Genomic DNA, 24,683 nt, shown 5'->3' on the forward strand with positions numbered 1-24,683 from the left:
CTTACGCGGCCATTTTCAGTTTCATAGCGGGTGTGATGCCGCCGATGCCCATGTTCGGGCGGTCGTTGTTATATGTCCAGAGCCATTGTGTGGCCTGATCCTGAGCCTCCTCGATGCTTTCGATGATGTATTGATCCAGCCATTCATGCCGAACCGTCCGGTTGTAGCGCTCGACATAGGCGTTCTGCTGGGGCTGTCCGGGTTGGATGTGCTGGATCGTAACACTATGTTTCTCAGCCCATTTTCTCAGTGTTTCGCTGATATATTCCGGCCCATTGTCGACCCTGATCGTGCCCGGTTTTCCGCGCCATTCGATAATGCGATCAAGGCTGCGGATGACCCGTTCGGCAGGGAGCGAGAAATCAACCTCGATCCCCAGCCCTTCGCGGTTGAAGTCGTCCAACACATTCAAAAGCCGAAAAGCCCTGCCGTCGCCGAGGCGATCCGCCATGAAGTCCATGGACCAGGTCACATTCGGTCTGTTCGGGACCGCCAGAACGTCAGGCTTCTCCCGTTTCAGCCGCTTGCGCGGCTTGATGCGCAGGTTCAGTTCCAGCTCACAGTAGATCCGGTAGACCCGCTTGTGGTTCCACGGATGCCCCTTCACGTTGCGCAAATGCAGGAAACACAGGCCAAATCCCCAAGTCTTGCGCGCATCCGTCAGCCCTGTCAGCAGATCGGCGATCACCTCGTTCTCGTCTTTCAGCTTCGGGCTGTAACGATAGCAGGTCTCGCTGACCTCGAAGGCCCGGCACGCCAGCGCGATGCTGACGCCCCGTCGCTCTACCGCCGTTTCGGCCATCTCGCGGCGCTGAGATGGCCCCGTTACTTTTTTCCGAGGGCTTCCTTCAATAAGTCCGCCTGCATGCTCAGATCTGCATACATCCGCTTCAGCCTGCGGTTCTCTTCCTCCATGGCTTTCATCTGGCTGACCATGGATGCATCCATGCCACCATACTTCGCACGCCATTTGTAAAACGACGCATTGCTCATGCCATGTTCACGGCAAAGCTCGGCCACCGGCACACCACCTTCGGCTTGGCGCAGGATCGCAAGGATCTGGGGTTCGCTATATCTGGTCATTTTCATTCAAAATCTCCTCGTTCATCTTGCCGAGAAAATTCTACTTCCGCAGCCCCTTACTTTCGGGGGGGATTACCCCGTCGCCTATCGGTTTGGTTTGGCCATCGAACTCACGATCGAAGCCATCGGTGAGGCGAAACTCGACCATGAAGCTGTCATAAATCTCGATCATTTCGCCGCTGCCTATTATGGCAGGATGAGCTGTGACGAAGATCTCAATCCTTTTATTTCCGAGTATTGGCGCGGGATCGACACCACCCGCGCAATGGATCGGTGGATTGAAGAACAAAAGAAACCCCGGAAGCGGGTCAGACGAAAATAGTCGCCAACCGTTAACAACCACTCTTGCGCTGGCCGCCCCCTCAGGGCGGCCTTTTTCGTTCCCACCTGGTATGGACATCTGGTGAGTGCCTTTTAAGATGTCGAAAGTTGGTTTGCGGACGTCGGTAAGTTGGCTCTCAGAATGTCGGAAAACATATTAAGTTACTGATTTATAATAAGAATAATTCACTCCGAGTCGGCCTTTGAATGTCGAACGACAACAACACGTTAGCGGATGTAAGCTGCCGAGTATACCTCCGCTTGAAAGCGCAGTTTTTTGGAGAATAGTTGGTCAAGCGCAGTTTGTTAAGCTGTATGGCTTTGATGATGTGACCGCCCCCCGACGGCATCAATATGCCAAGGTGGGTCTACGAGGATCCCGGCCTCGATACGACTTCTGACGTGATAGCCGGACCAGCGTTTCCAAATGGCCCTGCCCAGGCGTTAGGTCGCCCTGAGGATGTCGTTGCGGGCTTGGGCGGAGGGACAATCCTCTTTCCAGCGGCGGCCATTCTTGCGAATGGGGATGACTGCGGTGCCGCCTCGATCAAGGATCGCGGTGTGACAACGGCGGGTGTCGAAGGCGCCATCCACTGCCCGGCAGTGCATGTTTACATGCATGTGAGGGACCGGTCACTGTGCCGATCTGTTCATCGGGCGGGATCTGGTCCAGAAGATGAGGTAGAACCGGGCTGTCACCGTGGTCGCTTGAGGTGAACTCCACCGCCCGGATGTCGTCGGTGGCAGTATCCATCGCCAGATGCACCTTACGATACTGGCGGCGGCGATGTGTGCCATGCTTGCGCGCAAGCCATTTGTTACCCGGCAGGGGATTGCATCGCAATCGCCCGAGAGGGCGCCATCGCCCAAGAACTTGATCCCCGTGCTGTCCACCAGCAGGTTCATAGGCCCCGGCGCACGGCGGTTCGACATTTGCACCGTGATGGTCTTTTGTCGCCGACTCAGGGTCGAAAAGTCGGGCACCGTCCAGTCCAGGCCTGCCATCTGCAGGATGCTGCCCACCATGCCAGTCGCTTGCCGCAGTGGTAGGCTGAACAGAACCTTCACCATGAGGCAGAACTGTATCGCGGCGGGAGAAAACACTGGTGGGCGACCAGGGCGGCCCGCCTTCGGGGCGAGCCACATCATGTCCTTGTCCAACCACCCTCTCACGCATGCAGGCATGCGTTGCCGGGCAACGGATCAACAGTGGACCACGGCGCTTCAGCGCATCGTTGTAGGATTTCCAGTTCGTCGTGCGATAGCGGGCGATTGGGGGCTTGCTCATGAAAGCCTGTCTAACCGCATTGTTTCACCTTGTGAATCGCCTGCCGTCAGAGTTTTGCAACAACGCCTCCCTGATATGTCAGAGAAGCCGGGGGCCAATACTTGACGGCCAAACTTTCGCGCCATGGGGCGAGAGGGCCCGTGTATAGAACTATCGTTGTAGAAAAATGCTCCTGGTGAATGATTCACATCTTATATCCATGGGGGTAGACGAGTGGCATGAGTAAGCCGCCACCCGCCTGTGGCCGCGTCGCCAACTGGTCCAGCTACTGCACTGCGTTCAGGAGATCGCTTGGCGCGCTCTGCCTGCGGGGCACCGGCCGGTATCCTCGAAAGCGGCGTTTCAGTTTTTTTGATCAAGCTGCCGTTCCGTTCTGCCGGACCAAATCCCCGAAGACGACATCAGTTCCTGACCACAGATGCGACTTGCGACACCCCTCCGTACGACACACGTCACCATGGCCGCGCATTTTGGAAAGGATAGATCGGATCCCATGTCCGCAGCCACTTCTGCTTTGTGCCACCAAGCGCCCGAATTGAGAACGGGCGCGGACGGGCGGTGGCCTGTCACTTAAGACCCTAGTCCAGCCGTGCAGGCTGGTATTTGACACGGCGTATCGGGATTGACGATTCCAGCGAGGCCACGCCGGAGAATTTTGTCAGGCGGCCTGTCAGGAAATGCTCGAACTCATTGAGGTCGCGAACGGCCACGCGCAAAAGATAGTCAAAGCTGCCTGTCATCAGCCAGCAATCGACCACCTCGGGGCAGTTTCTGACCTGTTGCTCAAAGCTGACCAGCCGGTCGTCTGCCTGCCGGTCCAGCCGCACCGAGACGAACACGTTAAAGCCAAAGCCCAATTTGGCCTCATCAATTTGCGCGCTATAGCCGGTGATATAGCCTTCGGTCTCCAGCTTGCGGATGCGCCGCGCACAGGGAGAGGGCGATAGGCCGATCCTGTCGCTCAGCTCTTGCAGGCTAAGCCGTGCATCGCGTTGCAGCTCATGCAGGATCCGGTGATCCAACTTATCCAAGCTATTGGTCATATGTGCTGAAATCCGTTAAAAATATACAATATGTTAGAGGATACAGCCAATATACCGTCAAGCAAGAGCAAAATTCGCGCGTTAAATGCAAAGCTTTTGGTGTATTCCTGCAGGGTAATTAAGGGAGGACCGAATGGACAACACAGATCAGCATCTTCGTGCAATCGAACAACGGCTTTTGTGGCTGTCGCATTGGATGATCCATAACGCCAATCACATCCGGCCCAAAGCCGAGGGCATCAAGATCGGCGGGCATCAGGCCTCTTCTGCGTCGATGGTGTCGATGTTGACGGCGCTTTATTTCTCAGCCTTGCGCCCCGAGGATCGCGTGGCGGTCAAACCCCATGCCTCACCGATCTTTCATGCGATGCAATATCTGATGGGCAACCTCGACTTGCCGCGGATGCAGAATTTCCGTGGCTTTGGCGGAGTGCAAAGCTATCCCAGCCGGACCAAGGATGTGGATGATGTGGATTTCTCGACCGGGTCGGTGGGGCTGGGCGTGGCCATTACCTCCTTTGCGTCCATGGTGCAGGATTATATCAAGGCCAAGGACTGGGGCGCAGACCTTAAGATGGGCCGTATGGTTGCCCTTATGGGGGATGCCGAACTGGACGAGGGCAATATCTACGAGTGCCTGCAAGAGGGATGGAAAAACGGGCTGCGCAACACCTGGTGGATCATCGACTACAACCGGCAATCGCTGGACGGGGTCGTCCGCGAGGGGCTGTGGGAGCGTGCCGAAAAGGTATTCGACGCCTTTGGCTGGGATGTGGTGCGGGTCAAATATGGCGTGCTGCAACGCGCCGCCTTTGACGAGCCGGGCGGTGCCGCCTTGCGCGACTGGATCGACGCCTGCCCGAACCAGCTTTACGCGGCGCTGACCTTTCAGGGCGGTGCGGTCTGGCGCCAACATTTGCTGGATGATCTGGGGGATCAGGGCGATGTGACGGCCTTGATCGAGCGGCGCTCGGACGAGGAACTGGCGCGGTTGATGGAGAACCTCGGGGGCAATTGCGTTAGCTCGATGGCCGATGCTTTTGCCGCCATCGACCATGACCGGCCAACGTGTTTTCTGGCCTATACGATCAAGGGCTGGGGGACGCCGATCGCCGGGCATAAGGACAACCACGGCGGGTTGATGACCAAGGCGCAGATGGCCGATTGGCAAACCTATATGGGGGTGCCGGAAGGGCAGGAATGGGATAAATTCGCCGCTGTGCCAGACCCTGATGCGCTGCAGGATTTCCTTGCCAAGGTGCCGTTTTTTGCCAAAGGGCGCAGGCGGCGGCAGGATGACCGCATAGAGGTTCCCGCCACGACCCTCAGCGCGGACCGCGAGATCTCGACGCAAGCCGCCTTTGGCAAGATACTGGACAATCTGGCGCGCGGCAAAAGCAAGCTGGCCGAACGTATTGTCACCACATCCCCCGATGTGACGGGCACGACGGGGTTGGGCGCTTGGGTCAACCGGCGCAAGCTGTTTGCGCGCGAGGCTGTTGAGGATACGTTCCGCGCGCATAAGATCCCCTCCACCGCCAAATGGGATTTCGCGCCGGAGGGCCAGCATATCGAACTGGGTATCGCCGAGATGAACCTGTTCCTGCTTTTGGGGGCGGCGGGGCTGTCGCATTCCTTGTTTGGCAAGCGGTTGATTCCGGTGGGCACGCTCTATGATCCGTTCATCTCGCGCGGGCTGGATGCGTTGAATTATGCCTGTTATCAGGATGCGCGCTTTTTGGTGGCGGGCACACCATCCGGGGTGACGCTGGCCCCCGAAGGCGGCGCGCATCAATCGGTTGCGACCCCCTTGATCGGGATGAGCCAGGACGGCCTGGCCGCCTTTGAGCCGGCCTTTGTGGACGAGCTGGTCGTCATCATGGATTGGGCGTTCGATTATGTTCAGCGCGACGGCGATGGCGACCCGGATGAGCGTACATGGCTGCGCGATGAAACCGGCGGGTCGGTCTATTTGCGCCTGACGACCAACCCGTTGGAACAGCCCGGAAAACGCCATGATGATGCGTTCCGGCAGGGGGCCATCGATGGTGCTTACTGGTTGCGCGCGCCGGGCCCGAATTGTCAGGTGGTGATCTCCTATCAAGGGGCCGTGGCCCCCGAGGCGATCCGCGCGGCGGGCATCATTGGCGAAAAGCACCGCGATGTGGGCGTGCTGGCCGTCACCTCGGCGGACCGGCTGAACGCAGGCTGGACGGCGGCGCAACGTGCGCGGGCGCGTGGCCAACATCATGCGCAATCCCATATCGAGCATCTGCTGGCCGAGCTGCCGCGCGATTGCCGATTGGTGACGGTGATCGACGGGCATCCGGCCACCCTGTCATGGCTTGGCGGGGTGGGCGGTCATCGCACGGTCTCGCTCGGGGTGGAGCATTTCGGCCAAACGGGCACCATTGGCGACCTTTATCACCATTTCGGCATCGATACGGCTGCGATCGTCGCCAGCAGTGCTGCGCCGAAAATCGGCATTCTATAACGAACCGCTTGGGCAAGACGGCGATCTTGCCCAAGCGTTTTCAAGATAGGACCATCGCTTTCGTCAGGCAGGGCCGAGGCTGGGCATCAGGTCGATCAGCTCACTAGGTATTGCCAAGTTGTTGTCGATCACCTGTGAAGCATTAAAAAAGGCAGGGCTATGCCGCCAATTCGGCGGTGTAATCGGCCCAGAGGCTGAACGCATCGCTGCGGGCGTGGCGGTATGAGATTGCGGTGAGTTGATAGCGGCGGGGACGGAAAATCAGGTTGATTTGGTCATGCGCAGACAGAAACCTCTGAGTTTGTCGGTGGGATTTGAACCGCCCGAATATCTTCTCCCGTTTGCGGGTCGGCCGGTGCGACGCTTCGATCGCATTGTTGAGGCCTTTGTGGGCGCGGTGGTCAGCGTCCGGGGCCAGCATTTTTGATCGGCTTGATGTAGCTGCGCAATTTGTCAGTGATGATGACCCTTGGTTCGCCGAACCGGGCAACCAATCGTTGGAAAAACCGCTTCGCCGCTTTAGCATTCCGACGCGTTTGTACAAGAACATCTCCATTTGCGTCGATTGCGCGCCACAGCCAGTGCCTCTTGCCACGGATCGTGATTACGACTTCATCCATGTGCCATGTGCCATGTGCCATGTGCCATGTGCCATGTGCCATGTGCCATGTGCCATGTGCCATGTGCCATGTGCCATGTGCCACTTGCCGTTCGGTCGCGGTCGACCCCGGCGGATGCAATCTGCAAAGTGGCAACTAAAACGATTGACCCACAGCCGGACCGTTTCCCGGCTGACAATAACGCCCCGCGCTGCCAACAGGTCTTCAACATCAGCCGTGCTCAGGGCTAGCCGGTAGTACGCCCAGACGGCGTACGAATGATCTCACGCGGATAGCGGAAGCCCTTTAGGCGCGGCATATTGTTTGGGGTGCTCATAGGATCAGTTTAACCTGTTCATAACGACCGAACAACTTGGCAATACCTACCCCGATCATAGTATCGTTCATCTCGCCGTCCTCTCCACGTTGTGGTTCTTTCACCTTCACTTTTGGCACATTAAAATGCCGTCTGGAGAGAGCGGAAACCACCACATCTTACAACAACGACCGGCCGAATATGGGTATCGGTGGGCTTACCCCCAGCGATGAAATTGAACCAGCACCAAATGGCTGCGTAGTTCTAGTTGCAAACGCCTCCACAGATGGGGGGATTGGCATCTAACAAGCTGTTGATTATAAAAGATTGCCTCGTCCCACCGTCCGCACCATGATCTAATGTACTCAATCAACTTTTGACGTGCAGTTCCGCTGCATTTTCACAGGCTCGCTCCGGCCTAGTTTGAGAAAATGCGCCATATAGGGTTTGGCGGCGTCATCCTCGCGGATAGCGGCATAGAGGCGCTTGGTGATGGGTTGCGGCCCCAGAGGACGGGTCACATAATCGGCGTTAGAGCGGACATCGCGCAACACCCAATCAGGCAATACCGAGACCCCACGGTTAGACCCGACCAGCATCAAGATCACGGCTGTCAGCTCTACCTGACGGATGCTGCGGGGCTCAACCTTGGCAGGGGTCAACAGCTCGGTGAAAACATCTAGCTTGTCGCGGGTGACAGGATAGGTGATCAGCATTTGGTCGCGGAAATCTTCGGCCTCGATCATCGGTTTTTGGGCCAAGGGGTTTTGCGCCGAGGCCACGAACATCGGCTGGTAATCAAACAAGGGGTTAAAGACCACATTGGCCAAGGGGATCGGGTCCGAGGAGATGACCAGATCAACCTCTTCGCGTTGCAGGGCGGGCATCGCCTCAAAGGCAAGGCCTGCGCGAATGTCTACATCCACCTCGGGCCACGCACGGCGAAACAGTTCCAGCACCGGAAACAGCCACTCAAAGCAGGCGTGACATTCAATCGCAATGTGCAGCCGCCCGGACTTGCCTGAACGCAGGCCGCGGAATTCCTCCTCCAGTGCCTCGATCTCGGGCAGGATACGATCGGCCAAACGCAGCATTCGCAGGCCGGCCGCCGAAAGTTTGAGCGGCTTGGACCGGCGCACGAACAGCTCCACGCCCGCTTGCTCCTCCAGCCCCTTCACCTGATGCGAGAGCGCGGATTGGGTCATGTTCAGCATATCAGCCGCGCGCGCCAGCCCGCCGGCCTGATGTATGGCGCGGATGGTGCGCAGGTGGCGGAACTCGATGTGCATTATGCGATCATCCTCATAAACATGATTAGAATTATGAAATTGTCTCACATCGCGAAATCGGCGACAAGAGAGGTCAGAGCAGGAGCTTACATTATGTCCAAGACGCCGAACATTTCCTTTGAGTTTTTCCCCCCGCAAACGCTGGATGCGTCCTTCCGGCTGTGGGATACGGTGCAAACCTTGGCGCCGCTGGCTCCGAAATTCGTATCCGTAACCTATGGTGCCGGCGGGACTACCCGCAAGCTGACGCATGAGGCGGTGGGCGCGATTGGCAAGAATTACGGGCTGAACGTGGCTGCACATTTGACTTGTGTGGATGCGACCCGCGCCGAAACCCTTGAAATCGCTGATAGTTATTTCGATGCGGGGGTGACGGAAATCGTGGCCCTGCGCGGTGATGCCCCGAAAGGCGCGGAGAAATTCACGCCACACCCCGAAGGCTTTGCCTCTTCGGTGGAGCTGGTGGAAGCGCTGGCGGCAACCGGAAAATTCAAGGTCCGTGTTGGGGCCTACCCAGAGCCGCACCCGGATTCGGCCGATACCATGGCCGATGTGCGGTTCCTCAAGCGCAAGATCGATGCCGGTGCCAGCAGTGCGATGACCCAGTTTTTCTTTGAGGCGGAAACTTTTCTGCGGTTTCGCGATGCCTGTGCGCGTGAAGGGATCACCGCGCCGATCATTCCGGGCATCTTGCCGATCCAGTCCTGGGCTGGCACCAAGAAGTTCGCGGCCCGCTGCGGCACGAAAGTACCCGCTTGGCTGGATGAGGCATTTACTGCCGCAATCCGTGACGGGCGTGAGGAATTGCTGGCAACTGCGCTTTGCACCGAGCTGTGCGATACGCTGATGGCCGAGGGGGTAGAGGATCTGCATTTCTACACCCTCAACAAGCCGCATCTGACACGTGAAGTTTGTCATGCCTTGGGCGTCAACCCGCAGGTAGGCTTGCAAAACGTCGCTTGATCTATCTGGTGACAGCCGCCTTTACCGGCGTCGGCCCACGCGGGGAATGCCGGATTTGACGGCCTCATAGCGCGCGACGGGATGGGGGGGCAGGCCATGATTGTGCTGCCAAAAGGCCCTCCCGCCCAGTTTTTGCCAGATGGGGATCATCATCACCAAACCGGCGATAAACCCGCCTGCATGCGCCCAATAGGCCACGCCACCATCCTCTCCGGGGATGGCGACCCCGTTGAATACTTGCACCCCGAACCACAGGCCCAGCATGATCCATGCCGGAATGGGGATGACGCGAAAGAAGATCACAAAGATGATCAGAATATCAACCTTGGCGCGCGGGAATAGCAGCAAATAGCCCCCCATCACCCCCGCAATCGCGCCCGAGGCGCCCACCATCGGTATGGGCGAGGCGGGATCGGCAATGATCTGCAACGCGGCGGCGGCCAGCCCTGACAAGATGTAGAACCCGAAGAAACGCGCGTGGCCCAGAACATCCTCCAGGTTATCGCCGAAAATCCACAAAAACAGCATATTGCCCGCCAGATGCATAAAGCCCGCGTGCAAAAACATCGAGGTGAACAGCCCGTGCAGGTCTTGCCCCCAAATCACGCGGCGCGGCACAAGCCCCCAATCGACAAACAGTGTCGAAAGCTGCGCATCGGAAGGCATGGCCAGCCAATAGCTTAAAAACACACCGATATTCGCCAAAATCAGCGCATAGGTGACATAGGGCGTGCGCCCTGACGGGTTATGGTCGCGGATCGGAAACATGGCGCCACGTTTTCCGATCCGCGTTCAGGGGTCAAGTCCCGTTTACGTGCAAATCGCGCAAAACTCAGGCCTCTCCCATTTCCGCCAAAAGTTGCGCATTCCCGCCCGAGGCGGTGGTGTCGACGCAAACATGACGTTCCAGCTGCACATGGCCCGCATCCGGAAGGCTGCCGATCAGGGGCAAAATCGCACCGTCGCGCGCAGCAAGGGCGTTGGCATAGGCGCGGCCCCTTTCTGCATCACCCCACCAAAGCGCGCCCGCAAAACCTTGCAGATCGCGCAGGGCGTCCGCATCAATATTGCCAGCCTCAACCGCTGTGCCGCCAAGGGCGCGCACGGCCTCAACCTGTGCCAAAAGCTGCGGGGCGGTCGGCCCAAGGCACAGCAAAGGCGCGCGCGCAAAGGCCGAGAGCCGGTTGGACTCGCCCGTTGGCCCCGGCAGATCGCGCACATGGATTGGCGTGCGCGATGGCGTCTGCGCCGTGAGGGCGGTTTTCACATCGGCAAGGCGCGTCGTGGCCTCATTTCCCGCCAAGGGTGGGGGCGCGGGCCGGGTAAAGCGCGCGATGTAATCGGGGCCACCCGCCTTGGGGCCAGTCCCCGAAAGACCCTCGCCGCCAAAGGGCTGGCTGCCGACAACCGCACCGATCTGGTTGCGGTTCACATAGGTGTTGCCAACGCAAATCTGGCTGACGACCCGCTCCACACGGTCATCGATCCGACTGTGCAGCCCGAATGTCAGCCCGTAGCCCATTGCGTTCACCTCATCCAGAACGCGGCTCAACCCGCCTGATTTCCACGGCGCGACATGCAGCACCGGGCCAAAAATTTCATTCGGCATATCAGCGATGGAGTTGACCTTGATCACCGTGGGCGCGATGAAAGTGCCGTCTGATGGCACCTGACCTTCCTTGAGGACACGACCCTCGGCGCGGGCGGCCTCAATATAATCGCGGATACTGGCCTGCGCCTTGGCGTCGATGACGGGGCCGATGTCGGTTGCCAGATCCCAAGGGTTGCCCGCCTCCAGATCATCCATCGCACCGTATAGCATTTCCAGAATGGTGTCGCGCACATCATCTTGCACATAAAGACAGCGCAACGCCGAACATCGCTGCCCTGCCGATTGAAAGCTGGAGGCAAGGATGTCGCGCACCGCTTGTTCGGGCAGGGCGGTGCTGTCGACGACCATCGCGTTCAACCCGCCGGTTTCGGCGATCAGCGGGGCTGTCGGCTCCAGATGGGCGGCCATGGTGCGGCGAATGCGCAGCGCCGTGGTGGTCGAGCCGGTAAAGCACACACCCGCCACGCGCGGATCGCTGGTTAGCGCTGTCCCGATAACCGCACCTTCGCCGGGCAGCAGTTGCAGGGCGGTAACCGGCACCCCGGCCTTGTGCAGCAGATCAACGGCAAAGCCTGCGATCAAACCGGTTTGCTCGGCTGGTTTGGCCAGCACGGCATTGCCCGCAGCCAGTGCCGCCGCGATCTGGCCGGTGAAAATCGCCAGCGGGAAGTTCCACGGGCTGATGCAGGTGAAGATGCCGCGCGCGGGGGCAGTTTGCGCCTCGCCCTGATCGGCGTAATAGCGCAGGAAATCGACTGCCTCGCGCAATTCACCAACGGCGTCGGACTGGGTCTTGCCAGCCTCTCGGGCCAAAAGCGCAAAGATGGTGCCGAATTCTGCCTCATAAAGGTCGGCGGCGCGGCGCAAGACGGCGGCACGCTGGGCTGGGGCGGCCTCCCACGGGGTTGCGGCGGTAAGGGCCGTTTGCACATCCGGCATGGCGGCAGGAAGGACATAGCCCACCACCTCGCCGGTTGCGGGGTTGCGGACCTCATGACGCTGCCCGCCTGCAACGGGGCCGGCCAAAACGGGGCGGGCGTTGAACAGCAGGGTTTCGTGCGGCGCGCGTGCCTGTGCGATTTCCTCTAGATCTGCGGTAACAGTCAGATCCCACCCCTTGGAGTTGGCGCGATCCCCGAAAAGCGCAGGCCCCGTGATGAGGATCGGGCTCTCAACGGGTGTGATCTGTTCCATCTCGGTCAGCGGGCAGGCGGCGACTTCTTCCGGGGGGACGGATTCATCGACGATTTGGTTCACAAAGCTGCTATTGGCCCCGTTTTCCAGCAAACGTCGCACCAGATAGGCCAGCAAATCACGATGCGCGCCGACGGGGGCATAGATGCGGCAACGTGTGCCTTCACCCTCTAGCACAATATCATGCAGGCGTTCGCCCATGCCGTGCAGACGCTGGAACTCAAAGGCGCGCTTGTCGGGGGCCATATCCAGAACTGCCGCCACCGTATGCGCGTTATGTGTGGCGAATTGCGGGTAAATCCGGTCCGCCATGCCCAAAAGCTTTTTGGCACTTGCGATATAGGACACATCGGTGGCCTGCTTGCGGGTAAAGACCGGAAAGCTTTCCATGCCCATTACCTGCGCGCGCTTGACCTCGGTATCCCAATAGGCACCTTTGACCAGACGCACCATGATTTTGCGGTCCAACCGCTGGGCAAGACCGTAAAGCCAGTCGATCGTGGGGCCTGCGCGCCGCCCGTATGCCTGCACAACAACGCCAAGCCCGTCCCAGCCTTTCAGGGACTTATCGGCCAGAACCGCCTCAATCACTTGCAATGACAGGGCCAGACGGTCGGCCTCTTCGGCATCAATGTTGAAGCCCAGACCGGCTGCCCTTGCTTGGCCCGCCAGCGCGCGGACACGTGGTACCAGCTCTTCCATCACGCGGTCGCGTTTGGCCACCTCATAGCGGGGATGTAGCGCAGAAAGCTTGACCGAAATGCCGGGGTTCTCGCGGATGTCCTTGGATTTCGCGGCCTTGGCGATTGCGCTGATCGCGGCCGCATAGGCCAGATGATAGCGGCGGGCATCCTTTTCGGTGCGGGCCGCCTCTCCCAGCATGTCATAGGAATAGGTGAAGCCCTTTCCCTCTAGCTCTTGCGCGCGTTTCATCGCGGCCTCGATCGTTTCGCCAAGCACGAACTGCTTGCCCATTTCCCTCATAGCGCGGGAAACGGCGGTGCGGATCACCGGTTCCCCCAAACGCTTGACCGCGCCGCGTAAATTCTTGGCAATGCCGGGTTTGCGGTCGTCCAGCACACGCCCCGTCAGCATCAAGGCCCAAGTAGAGGCATTGACCAGCGAGGATGCCGAATGGCCCAGATGCTTGCCCCAATCAGAGGGGGCGATCTTATCCTCAATCAGCTTGTCAATCGTGTCGGCATCGGGCACGCGGAGCAGCGCCTCGGCCAGACACATCAGCGCGATGCCTTCGTCGGTGGAAAGCCCGTATTCGGCAAGGAATACCTCCATCAAGCCGGGCTTGGCGCTGGCGCGGATGGCGCGGACCAGATCGGCACCGCTGGCGGCAATGCGCGCGCGATCGTCAGGCGTCAGGCCCGCCTCGGTGATCAGCTCTTGGACAATGGCTGCCTCGGGGCGCAGGGGGTGGCGGTCAATGATGGTCCAAGCGGTTTCAAGGGTATCACGGGGCATGGGCAAGCTCTCCTCTTTGGCGTAATATAGGGCAGAAGCGAAAGCCGTTCGTCCTGATTTACGTCAATTCGAAGCCGTTTTGGCTGATTACGAGGGGTAAAACGATGCCGTCAAAACAGATAGAGATGGACCGCTTTGATAAAGCGATTCTGCGGGTGCTATCCGCCGAGGGGCGCATCAGCGCGACCGAGCTTGCGCGCCGCATCGGCTTGTCGAAATCCCCGACCCAAGCCCGGTTGAAGCATCTGGAGGATGCAGGTGTCATCACCGGCTACCGCGCGCAGCTGGACCCGATCAAGATGGGCTTATCTCATGTTGCTTTTGTGGAGGTGCGGCTGTCGGATACCCGCGAATCGGCGTTGCAAGCCTTCAACAAGGCGGTGTTCGCGATCCCGGAGGTGGAGCAATGCCATATGATGGCCAGCCGCTTTGACTATCTGCTCAAGGTGCGCACTGGCGACATTCAGGAATACCGCCGTGTGCTGGGGGAGCGTATTTCTGCGCTCCCGCATGTTTCGTCAACCTCGACCCATGTTGCGATGGAATCGGTGAAGGAAAGTGGCGTTTGATCGGAAGGGCGCGGCTTATTCGCCGCGGATCACCTTGCGGAAACCTTCAAACAGCGGCTCATTGCTGCACAGGATGGTGCCGTTGATCAAAGGGTCATGGCCTTCGCGGACCGCAGACAGCAAACCGCCCGCCTCGCGCACCAGCACCAGACCGGCAGCGATATCCCAAGGCCGCATACCGCGCGCCCAATAGCCGTCGAAACGACCGGCAGCGACATAAGCCATGTTCAGCGCGGCCGAACCCCAGCTGCGCACACCAGCCGACACAGGGGCAAGACGCGCAAAATCCTGCAAGCTGGCAGGAAGGGTGGCTTTGCCAATGGCTGGAATCTCGGTTGCAAAGATGCTTTCCGATAGGCTGCGACGGCCCGAAACCCGCAAACGGCTTTCGTTCATCCAGGCACCGCCACCTTTTTCGGCCCAGAACATCTCGTCCTTGGCAGCGTCAAAGACAACGCCGGCGATAATCTCGCCCTTATGCTCCAGCGCGATAGAGATCGCCCAATGCGGCAGACCGTGCAAAAAGTTGGTGGTGCCGTCCAGCGGGTCCACGATCCAGCGGCGGGTAGGGTCCGCGCCTTCGGTTTCGGCGGTTTCCTCGCCAAAGAAACCATAGGTGGGGCGTCCCCCCAACAGTTCTTCGCGCAGGGTTTTTTCCGCCTCGCGGTCGGCGCGGGTGACAAAATCCCCCGGGCCTTTGGCCGAAACTTGCAGGTTTTCCACTTCGCGGAAATCCTTGACCAATGCGCGCCCAACTTTGCGCGCGGCTTTCTTCATAAGGTTGAGATTCGCGCTGCCTTGCATGCCGGGGCTCCATCCGTGTCCGGCCAAAGCCTATAGCGGTGAGTGCCCCGGATGCCAAGGGGCTGCTGCCCGTAATCGGCATCCGGAGCGGGCTAATTGCGTGAGGGGTGGTTAATGACGCGATAAAATCGCATCAGGGCGCAGTTTGGCAAGGCCTTGGGTGATGAAACCGGTCAAAGCGACCTTGATCAGATCGCCGGGCAGATAAACGGCCATAATCCCCGCCGCAGCGATCCAGCTTTTGCCCAAAACAAGTGCCATGCCGGTGATTCCGACCCCGTAGAGCACCAGAACACCGCCCAAAAGCGACGCCCCCGCTGCTGCAATGCCAATCGGCGCGCGCAATTTTTCCATCAAGAGGCCGGTCAGAAAGGCTGCTATCGGAAAGCCGACCACAAAGCCTACCGTCGGGCCGGAGAACACGCCCAGGCCGCCGCGTCCGCCGCTGAGCAACGGCAGCCCCAAAGCGACTAACCCGATGAACAAAAGTGCTGCCAACCCGCCCCGCTTCGCGCCTAAAACGGTTCCGCAGAGCATGACTCCCATGCTTTGTGCGGTGACGGGTACGCCAACGGCCAGTGTGATCTGCGGGACAAGCCCCAGCACCGCGATGAGGGCTGCAAAAAGGGCGATATAAGTGACGTTCTTTTCCATGAGATCCATTTTTTGGTCAGGATGCGATGCGCAAGCAGTAGGCAAAACCATGTGCCACGGCAAGGACAGGTTTCAGTTCGCTTGCCCGAAACGGAGTTGGCCGATTTGATTACGGCTGCTTCGCGGGGAGGTCATCAGGGTTTTCCGTATCGCCGAGGATGGCCCCGCTTTGGGGCTACAGCCGCAGAAGAACCGCCGCCACATAGCCTGCAATGATGGCAAGCATCAGCCCTACAGCCAAAGAACCGAGGTCCTTTGCGTGTTTGGCCTCTATTGACCAATGTGGTGACACGACGTTTGTGAGAACTTCGATGGCGGTGTTGAGCGCCTCAACCATAAGCAACGCCAGATAAAGCGCTGTGAGGATCAGCCATTGCCGCAGGGATGCGCCGAGAAACAAGAACAGGACCGCGGCCAGAACTGCGGTGCCGCATTCAAGCCGGGCGGCGGTCTCTTGCCACAGGCGCAGGGCCCCATCACGCGAATATTTCGCAGCATCAAGAATATGGAGCAGCCCTGCGCGCGGTGTCGGGCGCTGTGGCTTGGGCGGAAAGGAGGCTGTCATCAGATCATTTCCTTCGAGGGGCAGTCAGCCGTCAGGTCAAGCGCGGGATTGCGGGCACCGGTTTCGATATTCATCAAGCCTAACACGCTGTGGAATAGGTTGTCATGGCTGACGGGACGGTTTGCTTTGGCCAGAAGGCAGCTAGGGGGCAGACCCATCGCGTCGCCAAACGCAGGGGAAAACCACATCAGGAAAGGCACGCGCGTTTGCTCTGGCGGGGCCATGAAAGCGGGGGCGGCGTGAAGGTAAAGGCCGCTTTCGCCCAGCGATTCCCCATGGTCCGAGACATAGACCAAGGCAGGCAACACGCGATCAGAGGCCGCAAGCATATCGATGGCGCGCGCCAGAACCCGGTCGGTTTCCAGAATGGAATTGTCATAGGCATTGGTGATTTCCTCGGCCGTGCAGTCGGAAAACTGCGAGCTGCGACAGTCTGGCTGGAAAACGGCGTCCTTTGGGTCATAGCGCAGATAATAGGACGGGCCATGGCTGCCGATTGAATGCAGGATCAGCACGGTGTTGTCCTGTATCTGCGCCAGCACCTGCGCGATCACCGGCAAAAATGCCTCATCGGTGCATTCGATTTGGCAGGCACTGGGCGCGAGGACGGCGTCAACGCGGTTCCATGCCACGCGTTTGGCCACATTCTGGTCGCCGGTGTTATTGTCCCACCACTCGGTCTTGACGCCCGCATGGGCCAGCACATCCAGCAGGTTCTCATGGCGCAAAAAGGCATCGCGGGAATATTCGGCCTTGCCGAGCGGTGAGAACATACACGGCACCGAAACCGCAGTAGAGGTGCCGCAAGAATGCGCATCGCTGAAGTTGATGACGCCACGCGCGCGCAGTTGCGGTGTCGTGTCCCGCACATAGCCATTCAGACCAAAGTTCTGTGCCCGTGCTGTTTCGCCGACGACCATCACCAAAAGGACCGGCTTGGGCGCAGCTGCAAGATAGGGGCCGGGCGTGGCATCTTGTCCAACGGGGGCGGCTGTGGGATCAGCGCTCTTCCATTCCTCACGCAGGTAATTGGTAAGGGCCGCCAGTGATGCGCCGGGTTGATAGGCCCCCATCATGTCATGCCGCTCGCGCAGCATGGCAGAGTAATCCTTATAGTGGCTGAAAACTGCGGCCAGCACCACCACGGCGGAAAGCGCCACCCCCAGCGGCCAGCGCCAAAGCTGATGCAGGGCGGATGCCCGTCGGACCTTTGGCCAAAACACAAGTGCAGCAGGCACGCCCCCCGTCAGCAAAATTGTCCCGATCATGCGCCAAGTGATCAGATGGCGCGATTCGGTCACGGTTGTCTCAAGGATGCTGCGGACCATTTCGCGGTCGATGAGCACACCAAAGCTGCGCTCGTAATATTGTGCGCTGGCCGCGATCAGGATCAGCACCGCCGCAACCGGCTTTTGCAGGCGCGACGGGCCAAGCAGTTCCAGCAGCATCACCGTCAACGCCCAGACCCCGATGCCAAAGATCACCGCCTTGATCGGCGCTTGCGGGAATTGCGCGAAAAGCCGCGTCCAAAAGCCGAGGTTCAGCAGCGCCAGCACATAGCTTGCGATAATGACGTTCAACGTAATCTGTGACAACACAGGACGGGCAGAGAGAAGACCGGTAGAACGGAGGGCGAACCTGGGAAACATTGGGGCCTGTGCATGATTGACTGCCGGTCTGAAACCACCGGCTTGGCGCCTTTTGCGCCCCCAAGCTTGCGCCAGCCTTACAATCGCTCGCGCCATTTGCAGATTTTTGTGACCGGGGCATAAAGGCCCGCTATGAAAGGTCATGCGATTGCTTCTTGTCGAGGACACACAGGATTTGGCCGATGCCGTGCTGCTCTTTTTGGGGCGGGAGGGGCATGCGGTGGACCACGCCCGCAGCGCCGCCGAGGCGGATGCCGCCCTTGATGTCACGGAATATGCCTGCGTTATCCTTGATCTTGGCTTGCCCGACGGCTCCGGCTTGGGGGTGTTGAAGGGGCGGCGCGCGGCGGGGGACCGAACCCCGTTCATCATAGCCACCGCCCGTGACCAGATCACCGACCGCATCGCGGGGCTTGATGCTGGGGCGGATGATTATATCGTCAAACCCTTTGATCTGGGCGAGCTTGTGGCGCGGATCCGGGCCCATGCACGCCGCGCGCAGGGCAGCCCCGCGACCCGTATCCAACTGGGGGAGGTGGAGGTGGACCGCGCCGCCGCCCGCCTGTGGCGCGGGCAAAAGGAAATCCGGCTGACATCGCGTGAATGGGCGGTGTTTGATGCCCTTTTGGGCGCGCGGGGCCGCATTCTGGGCAAGGCCGCACTGGAAGACGCGCTTTATGCATATGATGCGACGATTGAGGGGAACGCGATTGAGGTGTATATCTCGCGGCTGCGCCAAAAACTTGGGGCGCAGATGATCGAAACACGGCGGGGATTGGGATATATGCTGCGATGACGCGCACTTGGTCGATCCGGCGGCGGTTGACGCGCTATGTGTTGGGCCTCGTGTTGCTGGCTTGGGCCGCGACGGTTTTGATTGCGACATTTGCGATCCGCTATGAGATGAACGAGATCCTTGATGAGGAATTGCAGACGGTCGCCGAGGCGACGGCGCTTTTTTTGGAGGACGCCGAGGGGCCACCGAACCCGCGTGTGATCGGGTTAACCGATGCCAGCGGCAATCGGGTGTTGCGGGTCACCCGAACCGGCCAAAGCACGGCTGACGCGCCATGGCCCGTGCTGGAGAAGGATGGCTTTCATGACAGGGCTGGATGGCGGGTTTTGCGGCTTGCGGCCGGTGGCGGGATTGTGGAGGTCGGCCACGATATGTCTTGGCGCCGAGAGGAGCTGTGGGAGGCGGCCTCTTCCATGTTGGTTATGATCTTGCCGATGATCGCGCTGTTGATCTGGGGCTTGCGGCGCAGCCTTGCGCAGGCCCTTGCCCCGCTAGAGCGCCTTGCCGCCACAATCGCTGCGCGCAAGCCCGAGGATCTGTCGCCCGTGCCGCTAGATGATCTGTCGCAAGAAACCCTGCCGCTGATTGCGGGGATGAATGCCTATATCGCCCGCATTGAAACCCTGCGTTTGGCAGAGCGTCAGTTCATCGCCAATGCCGCGCATGAGCTGCGTACCCCGATCGCCAGCATCCGCGCGCGGCTGGAGCTGTCGTCTGATCCCGATGCCAAATTGGCCGTGCCGCAGCTAAAAAGCCTGACCCATCGGTTGGAGCGTCTGTTGCAACTGTCGAGGAGCGAAGCCGGATTGGGCCTTGGCGCGGGGCCAAGCGATCTGGTGCAGATCTTGCGGCTGGTGATCGAGGAGGTTGGGCGCAACACCGACCGCCCCCTCCATTTTGATGATGGCGATCATGAACAGATGATCGTGCCGCATGATTCTGACGCGCTTGCGATTTTGTTCCGCAATTTGCTTGAGAACGCTGTGGAACATGGCACCGGCACCGTTCGTGTCCGGCTTGGACCGGGGGCGCAGCTAAGGGTCGAAAACCCGACGGATAATCCGGGTTTCCTTGAGGGCCCCTTTCGCAAGGGCGCGCAATCGGGGGGCGCTGGATTGGGGCTGTCCATCGTCTCGGCGCTTGTGAATGTCATGGGGGCCCGGATTGATAAACAGATCTCTGACGGGCAGGCGGTTGTAACGGTCACCTTCGCGGATCGCGCGCAATAAGCGCAAGATTTTGCTGTCGGGTTGATTTCGATCAACGCAAGAATTCCCCTTATGCGCATAAGCGCATAAGGGGAGCGTTCTTATGATCATATCTATTCTTTCCGCTTTGGCAGAGCCGACAAGGCTTAAGGCGATCCGTCTGCTGGCGGATGGTGACGAACACTGTGTCTGTGAGTTGATGAAAACGCTGGGGGCCACGCAAAGCCGGATGTCGCGCCATATGCAAATCCTCAAGCAGGCGGGGCTGGTGACCGACCGGCGCGATGCACAATGGGTGCGGTACCGGTTGAATCCGGATCTGCATCGGGATGTTGCAGGTCTGATCATGGCGGTTCTGAAGGTGGAAAACGAACAGGAAAGGGCGGCCGCATGACCACTGAAACCCAAGATATCAAGCCGGATCATGCGCGCTCTGATTGGCGCTGGTATGCGGGTCTTGCCGCAGCCGGTGGTGTTTGGCTGCTGCTTTACCGCCAGTTGGTCCCGTTTTCGGAATGGGCAACCGCGCTGTTTCCTGTGGCCCGCAATAGCCACACGGGCGAGGCCATTGCTTTCTTTATCTATGATGTGCCCAAGGTGCTGCTGCTGTTGACGCTGATTGTTTTCATCACCGGCGTATTGCGCAGTTGGTTTAGCCCCGAGAAAACCCGCGCGATCCTGTCGGGCAAACGCGAAATCCTTGGCTATCCGCTGGCGGCGGGGCTTGGGGTGCTGACGCCGTTTTGCTCATGCTCTTCGGTGCCGCTGTTTATCGGCTTTGTGTCGGCGGGCATTCCGCTGGGGGTCACCTTTTCCTTTCTGATCGCAGGGCCGATGGTGGGGCCGGTTGGCCTTGGGCTTTTGTTTGGATTGGTGGGCTGGAAGATCACGGCGATCTATCTGGTGTTCGGCTTTAGCATCGCGACATTGGCCGGCTGGGTTATGGGCCGGATGGGGCTGGAGCGCTATTTGCAAGATTGGGTGCGTAAGTTGAACGCAGGCGCGGCCCATGGCCTGCCCGAGGAGCGGCTGACCATGGTGGACCGCATCAAGATCGGTCTGGAACAGGTTCGTGAAATTCTTGGAAAGGTCTGGATCTGGGTTGTGATCGGGATCTCGATCGGCGCGTTGATCCATGGCTATGTGCCCGAAGCGGTGATGCTGAAAATCATGGGCGGCGAGGCATGGTGGTCGGTTCCTGCCGCCGTAGTGGTCGGCGTGCCGATGTATACCAATGCGGCAGGCGTCATTCCGATTGTCGAGGCGTTGCTGGGCAAGGGGGCGGCGCTTGGCACGACGCTGGCCTTCATGATGTCGGTCATCGCGCTCAGTCTGCCCGAGATGATCATCCTCAAGCAGGTGCTAACGCTGCGCTTGATCGCGGTTTTCGTCGTTGTCGTGGCGATGGGCATCCTTGCCACCGGCTTTTTGTTCAACCTGTTGCTCTGAAGGAGAAGAGATATGAAACAGATTAAAGTTTACGGCCCTGGCTGCAAACGCTGCACGGCAACCGAGGACATGGTGAAGGAGGCCGCTTTGCGGCTGTCCATTGAGGTGGCGGTAGAGAAAGTCACCGATCAACGGGAAATTGCTATGGCGGGGATCATGTCGACGCCGGGCATCACCATTGATGGCAAGCTGGTTCACGCGGGCGGTTTGCCCGATAAGGCCAAGCTGGATGAATGGCTGTCTGCATGAGGCCACTATCCGGAGGATTGCCTAATGGGCGGGCGGGTGTGGCCCATCGCTGATTGCGGGCTTTCCCGTCTGGATGCGATCATCGGGGCCTGTCCGCCATATCTGCTTTTCAGGCACACCCCTGTTCTGCTTTGCATAGAAGAAATCGGTGCCTGCAGGATGCAATCAATCCATAGTTGCAAGAATCGGGGCTGAGGTCGCGCGAAATATAGAGAATTTGAAGCTTTTCTACACCGGAAACGGGTGGGTTGCTGCATGAATAGCTTCGCAGCAGTTAAGTTAAGACGTTGTTTTAAAACTTTTTATTCCCGATACTTGTTGCAACCGCCTTGCTGCCCTTCGTCCGGCTTAGGCCTGGAAGAACGGGGCAGATGTGTTTTTCGGTGTTCTCTTTGTGTTTCGCGTTAAGCTGGCCTTCAGAATTTGTGATCAATGATGACATTTCCAGTGTATGTTGGAATGTTAACGAGTAGCCGGTGCCCCCAGCATCGGCATTTGTACGGCCCGCCGGATCGGCCCCCTGCAAAGGTGGTTCCTTCGATGCGGCGGGCCACTTTTCATCACGGAATGTGCCTTGGGGCGGTTGCCCCTGTTTTTCGAATATAGCACGGGCAGGCGCTTTTCACCTCTTGCCCGCAGCGCCGTGCCAAGGCTAACAAGCGGCCATGGCCAAGCTTTATTTCCATTACTCTACCATGAACGCGGGCAAATCGACCGCGCTTTTGCAAGCCTCGCACAATTACCGCGAGGGGGGCATGACGACCTATCTGATCACCGCCAAGCTGGACAATCGCGCTGGCCAGGCCCGGATTGCCAGTCGTATCGGCATTGGCGAGGATGCCGACACTTTCGCGCCCGGCGAGGAAATGTTCGCCAAGATCAGGGCGCGTCTTATGCGGGGCCCAATCGCCTGTATTTTCATTGATGAGGCGCAGTTCCTGACGACAGAACAGGTTTGGCAACTTGCCCGTGCGGTGGATGACCTTGGCGTGCCTGTCATGTGCTATGGTCTGCGGGTGGATTTTCAGGGTAACCTTTTTCCGGGCTCGGCAGCGCTTTTGGCTTGGGCAGACGAGATGCGCGAAGTGCGCACCATCTGCCATTGCGGCAAGAAGGCGACGATGGTCGTGCGCAAAGGCCCCGATGGCGAGATCCTGCGCGATGGGGAGCAAGTGCAGATCGGGGGTAATGAGACCTATGTCTCGCTCTGCCGTCGCCATTGGCGCGAAGCTGTGGGGGACTTTGCGGCCACGTGACAAGGCACGTTATGGCCGCAGCCTGACGCCAACAATCACAGCGAGGCCCGAAACTTCGCCCTGAAGGCCGTTGGCGGGCGCTGTTCGATTGTGCAATCGTTCCGGCTCGGGTATCACTATCTTTAGTATGGCAGCAGATAAGGCCACCGCAGGCAATGACGGCCCTAACGAAATACCAAAAGCTGGAATGCTCTGGTCTTTGGCGTGAAAACGCAGGGGGCCAGAGGCGGGAAGTGATTGCCAATTTTGGTGACACCTCTCTAATATTGTCCGATCCCAAGCAGGATATGGCGCTTGCTCATTGGTCGCTTCCTGCCATCAAACGTCTGAACCCCGGTGAGATGCCCGCCCTGTTCGCGCCCGGCCCGGATGAGGGCGAAACGCTGGAAGTCGATGACGCCGAGATGATTGCGGCGCTTGAAACCGTTCATGCAGCCATTCGCGCGGCAAGCCCGCATCCAGGGCGTTTGCGCAATTCGCTTTTGGGGGTCATGGCAATAGGAGTGCTGGCGGTTGGTGTCTTTTGGCTGCCGGATGCGTTGGTGCAGCACACGGCGTCTTTTCTGCCGCGTCCTACACGGGCCGAAATTGGCCGCGCGGCCTTGGCCGATCTGACGCGCCTCACCGGCCAGCCGTGCAAGGCCAAGAGCGGGCAGGCGGCCCTTACGAAACTCTCGGGGCGCTTGTTCGGGCCCGATAGCGGGGTCGAGATCGTCGTGGTCCGCACCGCCGTTGCACAGGCCCAAAGTTTGCCGGGGCGGTTGGTTGTGCTGTCCGAGTCGCTGTTGGCGGAACATGACGGGCCGGAGGCCGCCGCAGGCTTTGCCCTTGCTGCCCGTATCACCGCCGAGATGAAGGACCCGATGCTGCCCTTGCTGCATCACGCGGGTATCGGGGCCACTTTCCGGCTTTTGACCAGCGGGGCGCTGCCGGATGATGCGATTGCAGGCTATGCGGAAACCCTGATTGAGGCGCCGCAAGCGCCGCCTTCGGATGCGATTTTGCTAGCGCGGTTTGAGGCGGCGGGCTTGGCAACGACGCCCTACGCCCATGTGCGCGACCCCTCGGGCGAATCTACGCTGCATCTGATTGAGGCGGATCCCTTCAGCAATGTTGTTCCTGCCGCGATTCTTCCCGACGGGGATTGGGTGAGCCTGCAAGATATTTGCACAAGGTAGCGCGTTATCTTGTGGGTCCGGCATTCAGTGCCCCAAGGTTTAGCCCTTCAGCGTCAAACTGCCGCCCCTCTTATATTTCGTTGAGAAATTGCACCAGCCTTGCTAGAATTCGCCCAAGCAGTACACGCAGCAGGGTAAACCCTGCGCAATAAATGAGGTCGAGCAATGACTAAGATTTTTTTCGCGGCAACCGTTCTGGCGCTTTCTCTTCCCGTGACTGCAATGGCAGGCCCGATTGAGAGCGCCTGCCTGAAGTCGGATCGCAAGCAGGCCAATCGCGCTGTTTGTGGCTGTATCCAGCAGGTCGCAGATATGACCTTGAAGGGCGGCGACCAACGTAAGGCTGCGCGCTTTTTCGCGGACCCTGATCAAGCCCAGACGGTTCGCATGTCCAAAAGCAACCGGGACAATGAATTCTGGGCGCGTTACAAGAATTTCGGCGAAACGGCTGCCGCCTATTGTGGTGGCTGAGGTTTTGATCCGGCAGTGATGGCGGAAAGGAGGGCGGCTGGGCAGCGGTCGCACCTCTCACCATCCTGTTGATTAGGGGCCGACCATGATGCGATGCATTTGGTCGGCTTGAACGGTTGTCACGCTTTCACCTCTCGCAATGGCAAATGAATGTAGC

The 24,683-nt window shown here is 59.3% G+C and carries 21 protein-coding genes and 2 pseudogenes; 11 read left to right on the forward strand and 12 right to left on the reverse strand.

What is annotated here, in order from left to right:
- Position 1: 1 nt before the first annotated feature.
- The 4 genes and pseudogenes from EOK75_RS19145 to EOK75_RS19160 all read right to left on the reverse strand — a co-directional run bounded on the left by EOK75_RS19145 (position 2) and on the right by EOK75_RS19160 (position 3,735).
- Positions 2 to 1,089 (reverse strand): IS3 family transposase gene (locus EOK75_RS19145; RefSeq protein ID WP_137192138.1). Its coding sequence is split into 2 segments (ribosomal slippage): positions 2 to 828 and positions 828 to 1,089, totalling 1,089 coding nucleotides; the frame shifts between segments, so codons are not numbered across the junction.
- A 34-nt stretch (positions 1,090 to 1,123) separates the two neighbouring features.
- Positions 1,124 to 1,483, reverse strand: coding sequence for a hypothetical protein (locus EOK75_RS20965; RefSeq protein ID WP_168199304.1), 360 nt, complete (start codon positions 1,481 to 1,483; stop codon positions 1,124 to 1,126).
- Between the two features lie 227 nt (positions 1,484 to 1,710).
- Positions 1,711 to 2,692 (reverse strand): annotated as a pseudogene (locus EOK75_RS19155) (IS5 family transposase).
- A 578-nt stretch (positions 2,693 to 3,270) separates the two neighbouring features.
- A complete protein-coding gene (locus tag EOK75_RS19160; protein WP_137195605.1) occupies positions 3,271 to 3,735 on the reverse strand; it encodes an Lrp/AsnC family transcriptional regulator in 465 nt (154 codons plus the stop codon).
- Positions 3,736 to 3,868: 133 nt separating this feature from the next.
- On the opposite strand from EOK75_RS19160, the gene EOK75_RS19165 reads away from it, so the two are divergent.
- Entirely contained in the window at positions 3,869 to 6,229 is a 2,361-nt protein-coding gene (locus tag EOK75_RS19165) for a transketolase (RefSeq protein ID WP_137195606.1), read from the forward strand.
- Positions 6,230 to 6,386: 157 nt separating this feature from the next.
- Here the strand turns inward: EOK75_RS19165 and EOK75_RS19170 are convergent.
- Positions 6,387 to 7,165: pseudogene (locus EOK75_RS19170) on the reverse strand (IS6 family transposase).
- Positions 7,166 to 7,509: 344 nt separating this feature from the next.
- A complete protein-coding gene (locus EOK75_RS19175) occupies positions 7,510 to 8,433 on the reverse strand; it encodes a LysR family transcriptional regulator (RefSeq protein ID WP_137195607.1) in 924 nt (307 codons plus the stop codon).
- 93 nt (positions 8,434 to 8,526) lie between these two features.
- Between EOK75_RS19175 and metF the strand changes: the two genes are divergently transcribed.
- The gene (gene metF / locus EOK75_RS19180) at positions 8,527 to 9,396 is read left to right on the forward strand and encodes a methylenetetrahydrofolate reductase [NAD(P)H] (RefSeq protein WP_137195608.1); all 870 of its coding nucleotides are present in this window, start codon (positions 8,527 to 8,529) and stop codon (positions 9,394 to 9,396) included.
- A gap of 21 nt (positions 9,397 to 9,417) precedes the next feature.
- Here metF and EOK75_RS19185 read toward each other — a convergent pair whose 3' ends face one another.
- Together EOK75_RS19185 and putA are read right to left on the reverse strand one after the other, a co-directional pair.
- Entirely contained in the window at positions 9,418 to 10,164 is a 747-nt protein-coding gene (locus tag EOK75_RS19185; protein ID WP_137195609.1) for a rhomboid family intramembrane serine protease, read from the reverse strand.
- Positions 10,165 to 10,228: 64 nt separating this feature from the next.
- The gene (putA, locus tag EOK75_RS19190; RefSeq protein WP_137195610.1) at positions 10,229 to 13,678 is read right to left on the reverse strand and encodes a bifunctional proline dehydrogenase/L-glutamate gamma-semialdehyde dehydrogenase PutA; all 3,450 of its coding nucleotides are present in this window, start codon (positions 13,676 to 13,678) and stop codon (positions 10,229 to 10,231) included.
- A gap of 104 nt (positions 13,679 to 13,782) precedes the next feature.
- Between putA and EOK75_RS19195 the strand changes: the two genes are divergently transcribed.
- Complete coding sequence (locus EOK75_RS19195) at positions 13,783 to 14,247, forward strand: Lrp/AsnC family transcriptional regulator (RefSeq protein WP_137195611.1); 465 nt, start codon at positions 13,783 to 13,785, stop codon at positions 14,245 to 14,247.
- Between the two features lie 15 nt (positions 14,248 to 14,262).
- Here EOK75_RS19195 and EOK75_RS19200 read toward each other — a convergent pair whose 3' ends face one another.
- From EOK75_RS19200 to EOK75_RS19215, 4 genes are all read right to left on the reverse strand, one after another.
- Positions 14,263 to 15,051: an inositol monophosphatase family protein gene (locus EOK75_RS19200; RefSeq protein ID WP_137195612.1), complete on the reverse strand. Its 789-nt coding sequence runs from the start codon at positions 15,049 to 15,051 to the stop codon at positions 14,263 to 14,265.
- Positions 15,052 to 15,162: 111 nt separating this feature from the next.
- Complete coding sequence (locus EOK75_RS19205; RefSeq protein WP_137195876.1) at positions 15,163 to 15,705, reverse strand: biotin transporter BioY; 543 nt, start codon at positions 15,703 to 15,705, stop codon at positions 15,163 to 15,165.
- A 175-nt stretch (positions 15,706 to 15,880) separates the two neighbouring features.
- Positions 15,881 to 16,270, reverse strand: a complete 390-nt coding sequence (locus EOK75_RS19210) for a diacylglycerol kinase (protein ID WP_137195613.1) — start codon at positions 16,268 to 16,270, stop codon at positions 15,881 to 15,883.
- On the reverse strand, positions 16,270 to 17,868 hold the full coding sequence (locus tag EOK75_RS19215; protein ID WP_205965517.1) for a phosphoethanolamine transferase: 1,599 nt from the start codon (positions 17,866 to 17,868) through the stop codon (positions 16,270 to 16,272). Before EOK75_RS19215 ends, EOK75_RS19210 begins: the two co-directional genes overlap by 1 nt.
- 193 nt (positions 17,869 to 18,061) lie before the next feature.
- Between EOK75_RS19215 and EOK75_RS19220 the strand changes: the two genes are divergently transcribed.
- The 8 genes from EOK75_RS19220 (at position 18,062) to EOK75_RS19255 (ending at position 24,526) form a co-directional block, all read left to right on the forward strand.
- Entirely contained in the window at positions 18,062 to 18,715 is a 654-nt protein-coding gene (locus EOK75_RS19220) for a response regulator transcription factor (RefSeq protein ID WP_137195617.1), read from the forward strand.
- Positions 18,712 to 19,944 carry a histidine kinase dimerization/phospho-acceptor domain-containing protein gene (locus EOK75_RS19225; protein WP_137195618.1) on the forward strand — a complete coding sequence of 411 codons (1,233 nt, stop codon included), beginning with the start codon at positions 18,712 to 18,714 and terminating at the stop codon, positions 19,942 to 19,944. Before EOK75_RS19220 ends, EOK75_RS19225 begins: the two co-directional genes overlap by 4 nt.
- Before the next feature lie 82 nt (positions 19,945 to 20,026).
- Positions 20,027 to 20,317: an ArsR/SmtB family transcription factor gene (locus EOK75_RS19230; protein WP_168199306.1), complete on the forward strand. Its 291-nt coding sequence runs from the start codon at positions 20,027 to 20,029 to the stop codon at positions 20,315 to 20,317.
- Complete coding sequence (locus EOK75_RS19235; protein ID WP_137195619.1) at positions 20,314 to 21,372, forward strand: permease; 1,059 nt, start codon at positions 20,314 to 20,316, stop codon at positions 21,370 to 21,372. The genes EOK75_RS19230 and EOK75_RS19235 overlap by 4 nt, the downstream gene beginning before the upstream one ends.
- 12 nt (positions 21,373 to 21,384) lie before the next feature.
- Entirely contained in the window at positions 21,385 to 21,621 is a 237-nt protein-coding gene (locus EOK75_RS19240) for a thioredoxin family protein (protein ID WP_137195621.1), read from the forward strand.
- Between the two features lie 665 nt (positions 21,622 to 22,286).
- Entirely contained in the window at positions 22,287 to 22,877 is a 591-nt protein-coding gene (locus EOK75_RS19245) for a thymidine kinase (RefSeq protein WP_137195622.1), read from the forward strand.
- A 155-nt stretch (positions 22,878 to 23,032) separates the two neighbouring features.
- Positions 23,033 to 24,055, forward strand: a complete 1,023-nt coding sequence (locus EOK75_RS19250) for a hypothetical protein (protein WP_137195624.1) — start codon at positions 23,033 to 23,035, stop codon at positions 24,053 to 24,055.
- Positions 24,056 to 24,220: 165 nt separating this feature from the next.
- Positions 24,221 to 24,526, forward strand: coding sequence for a hypothetical protein (locus tag EOK75_RS19255; RefSeq protein WP_137195626.1), 306 nt, complete (start codon positions 24,221 to 24,223; stop codon positions 24,524 to 24,526).
- The last annotated feature ends 157 nt before the right edge of the window (positions 24,527 to 24,683 follow it).

This window comes from Pseudorhodobacter turbinis, from assembly GCF_005234135.1.
GTDB lineage: Bacteria > Pseudomonadota > Alphaproteobacteria > Rhodobacterales > Rhodobacteraceae > Pseudorhodobacter > Pseudorhodobacter turbinis.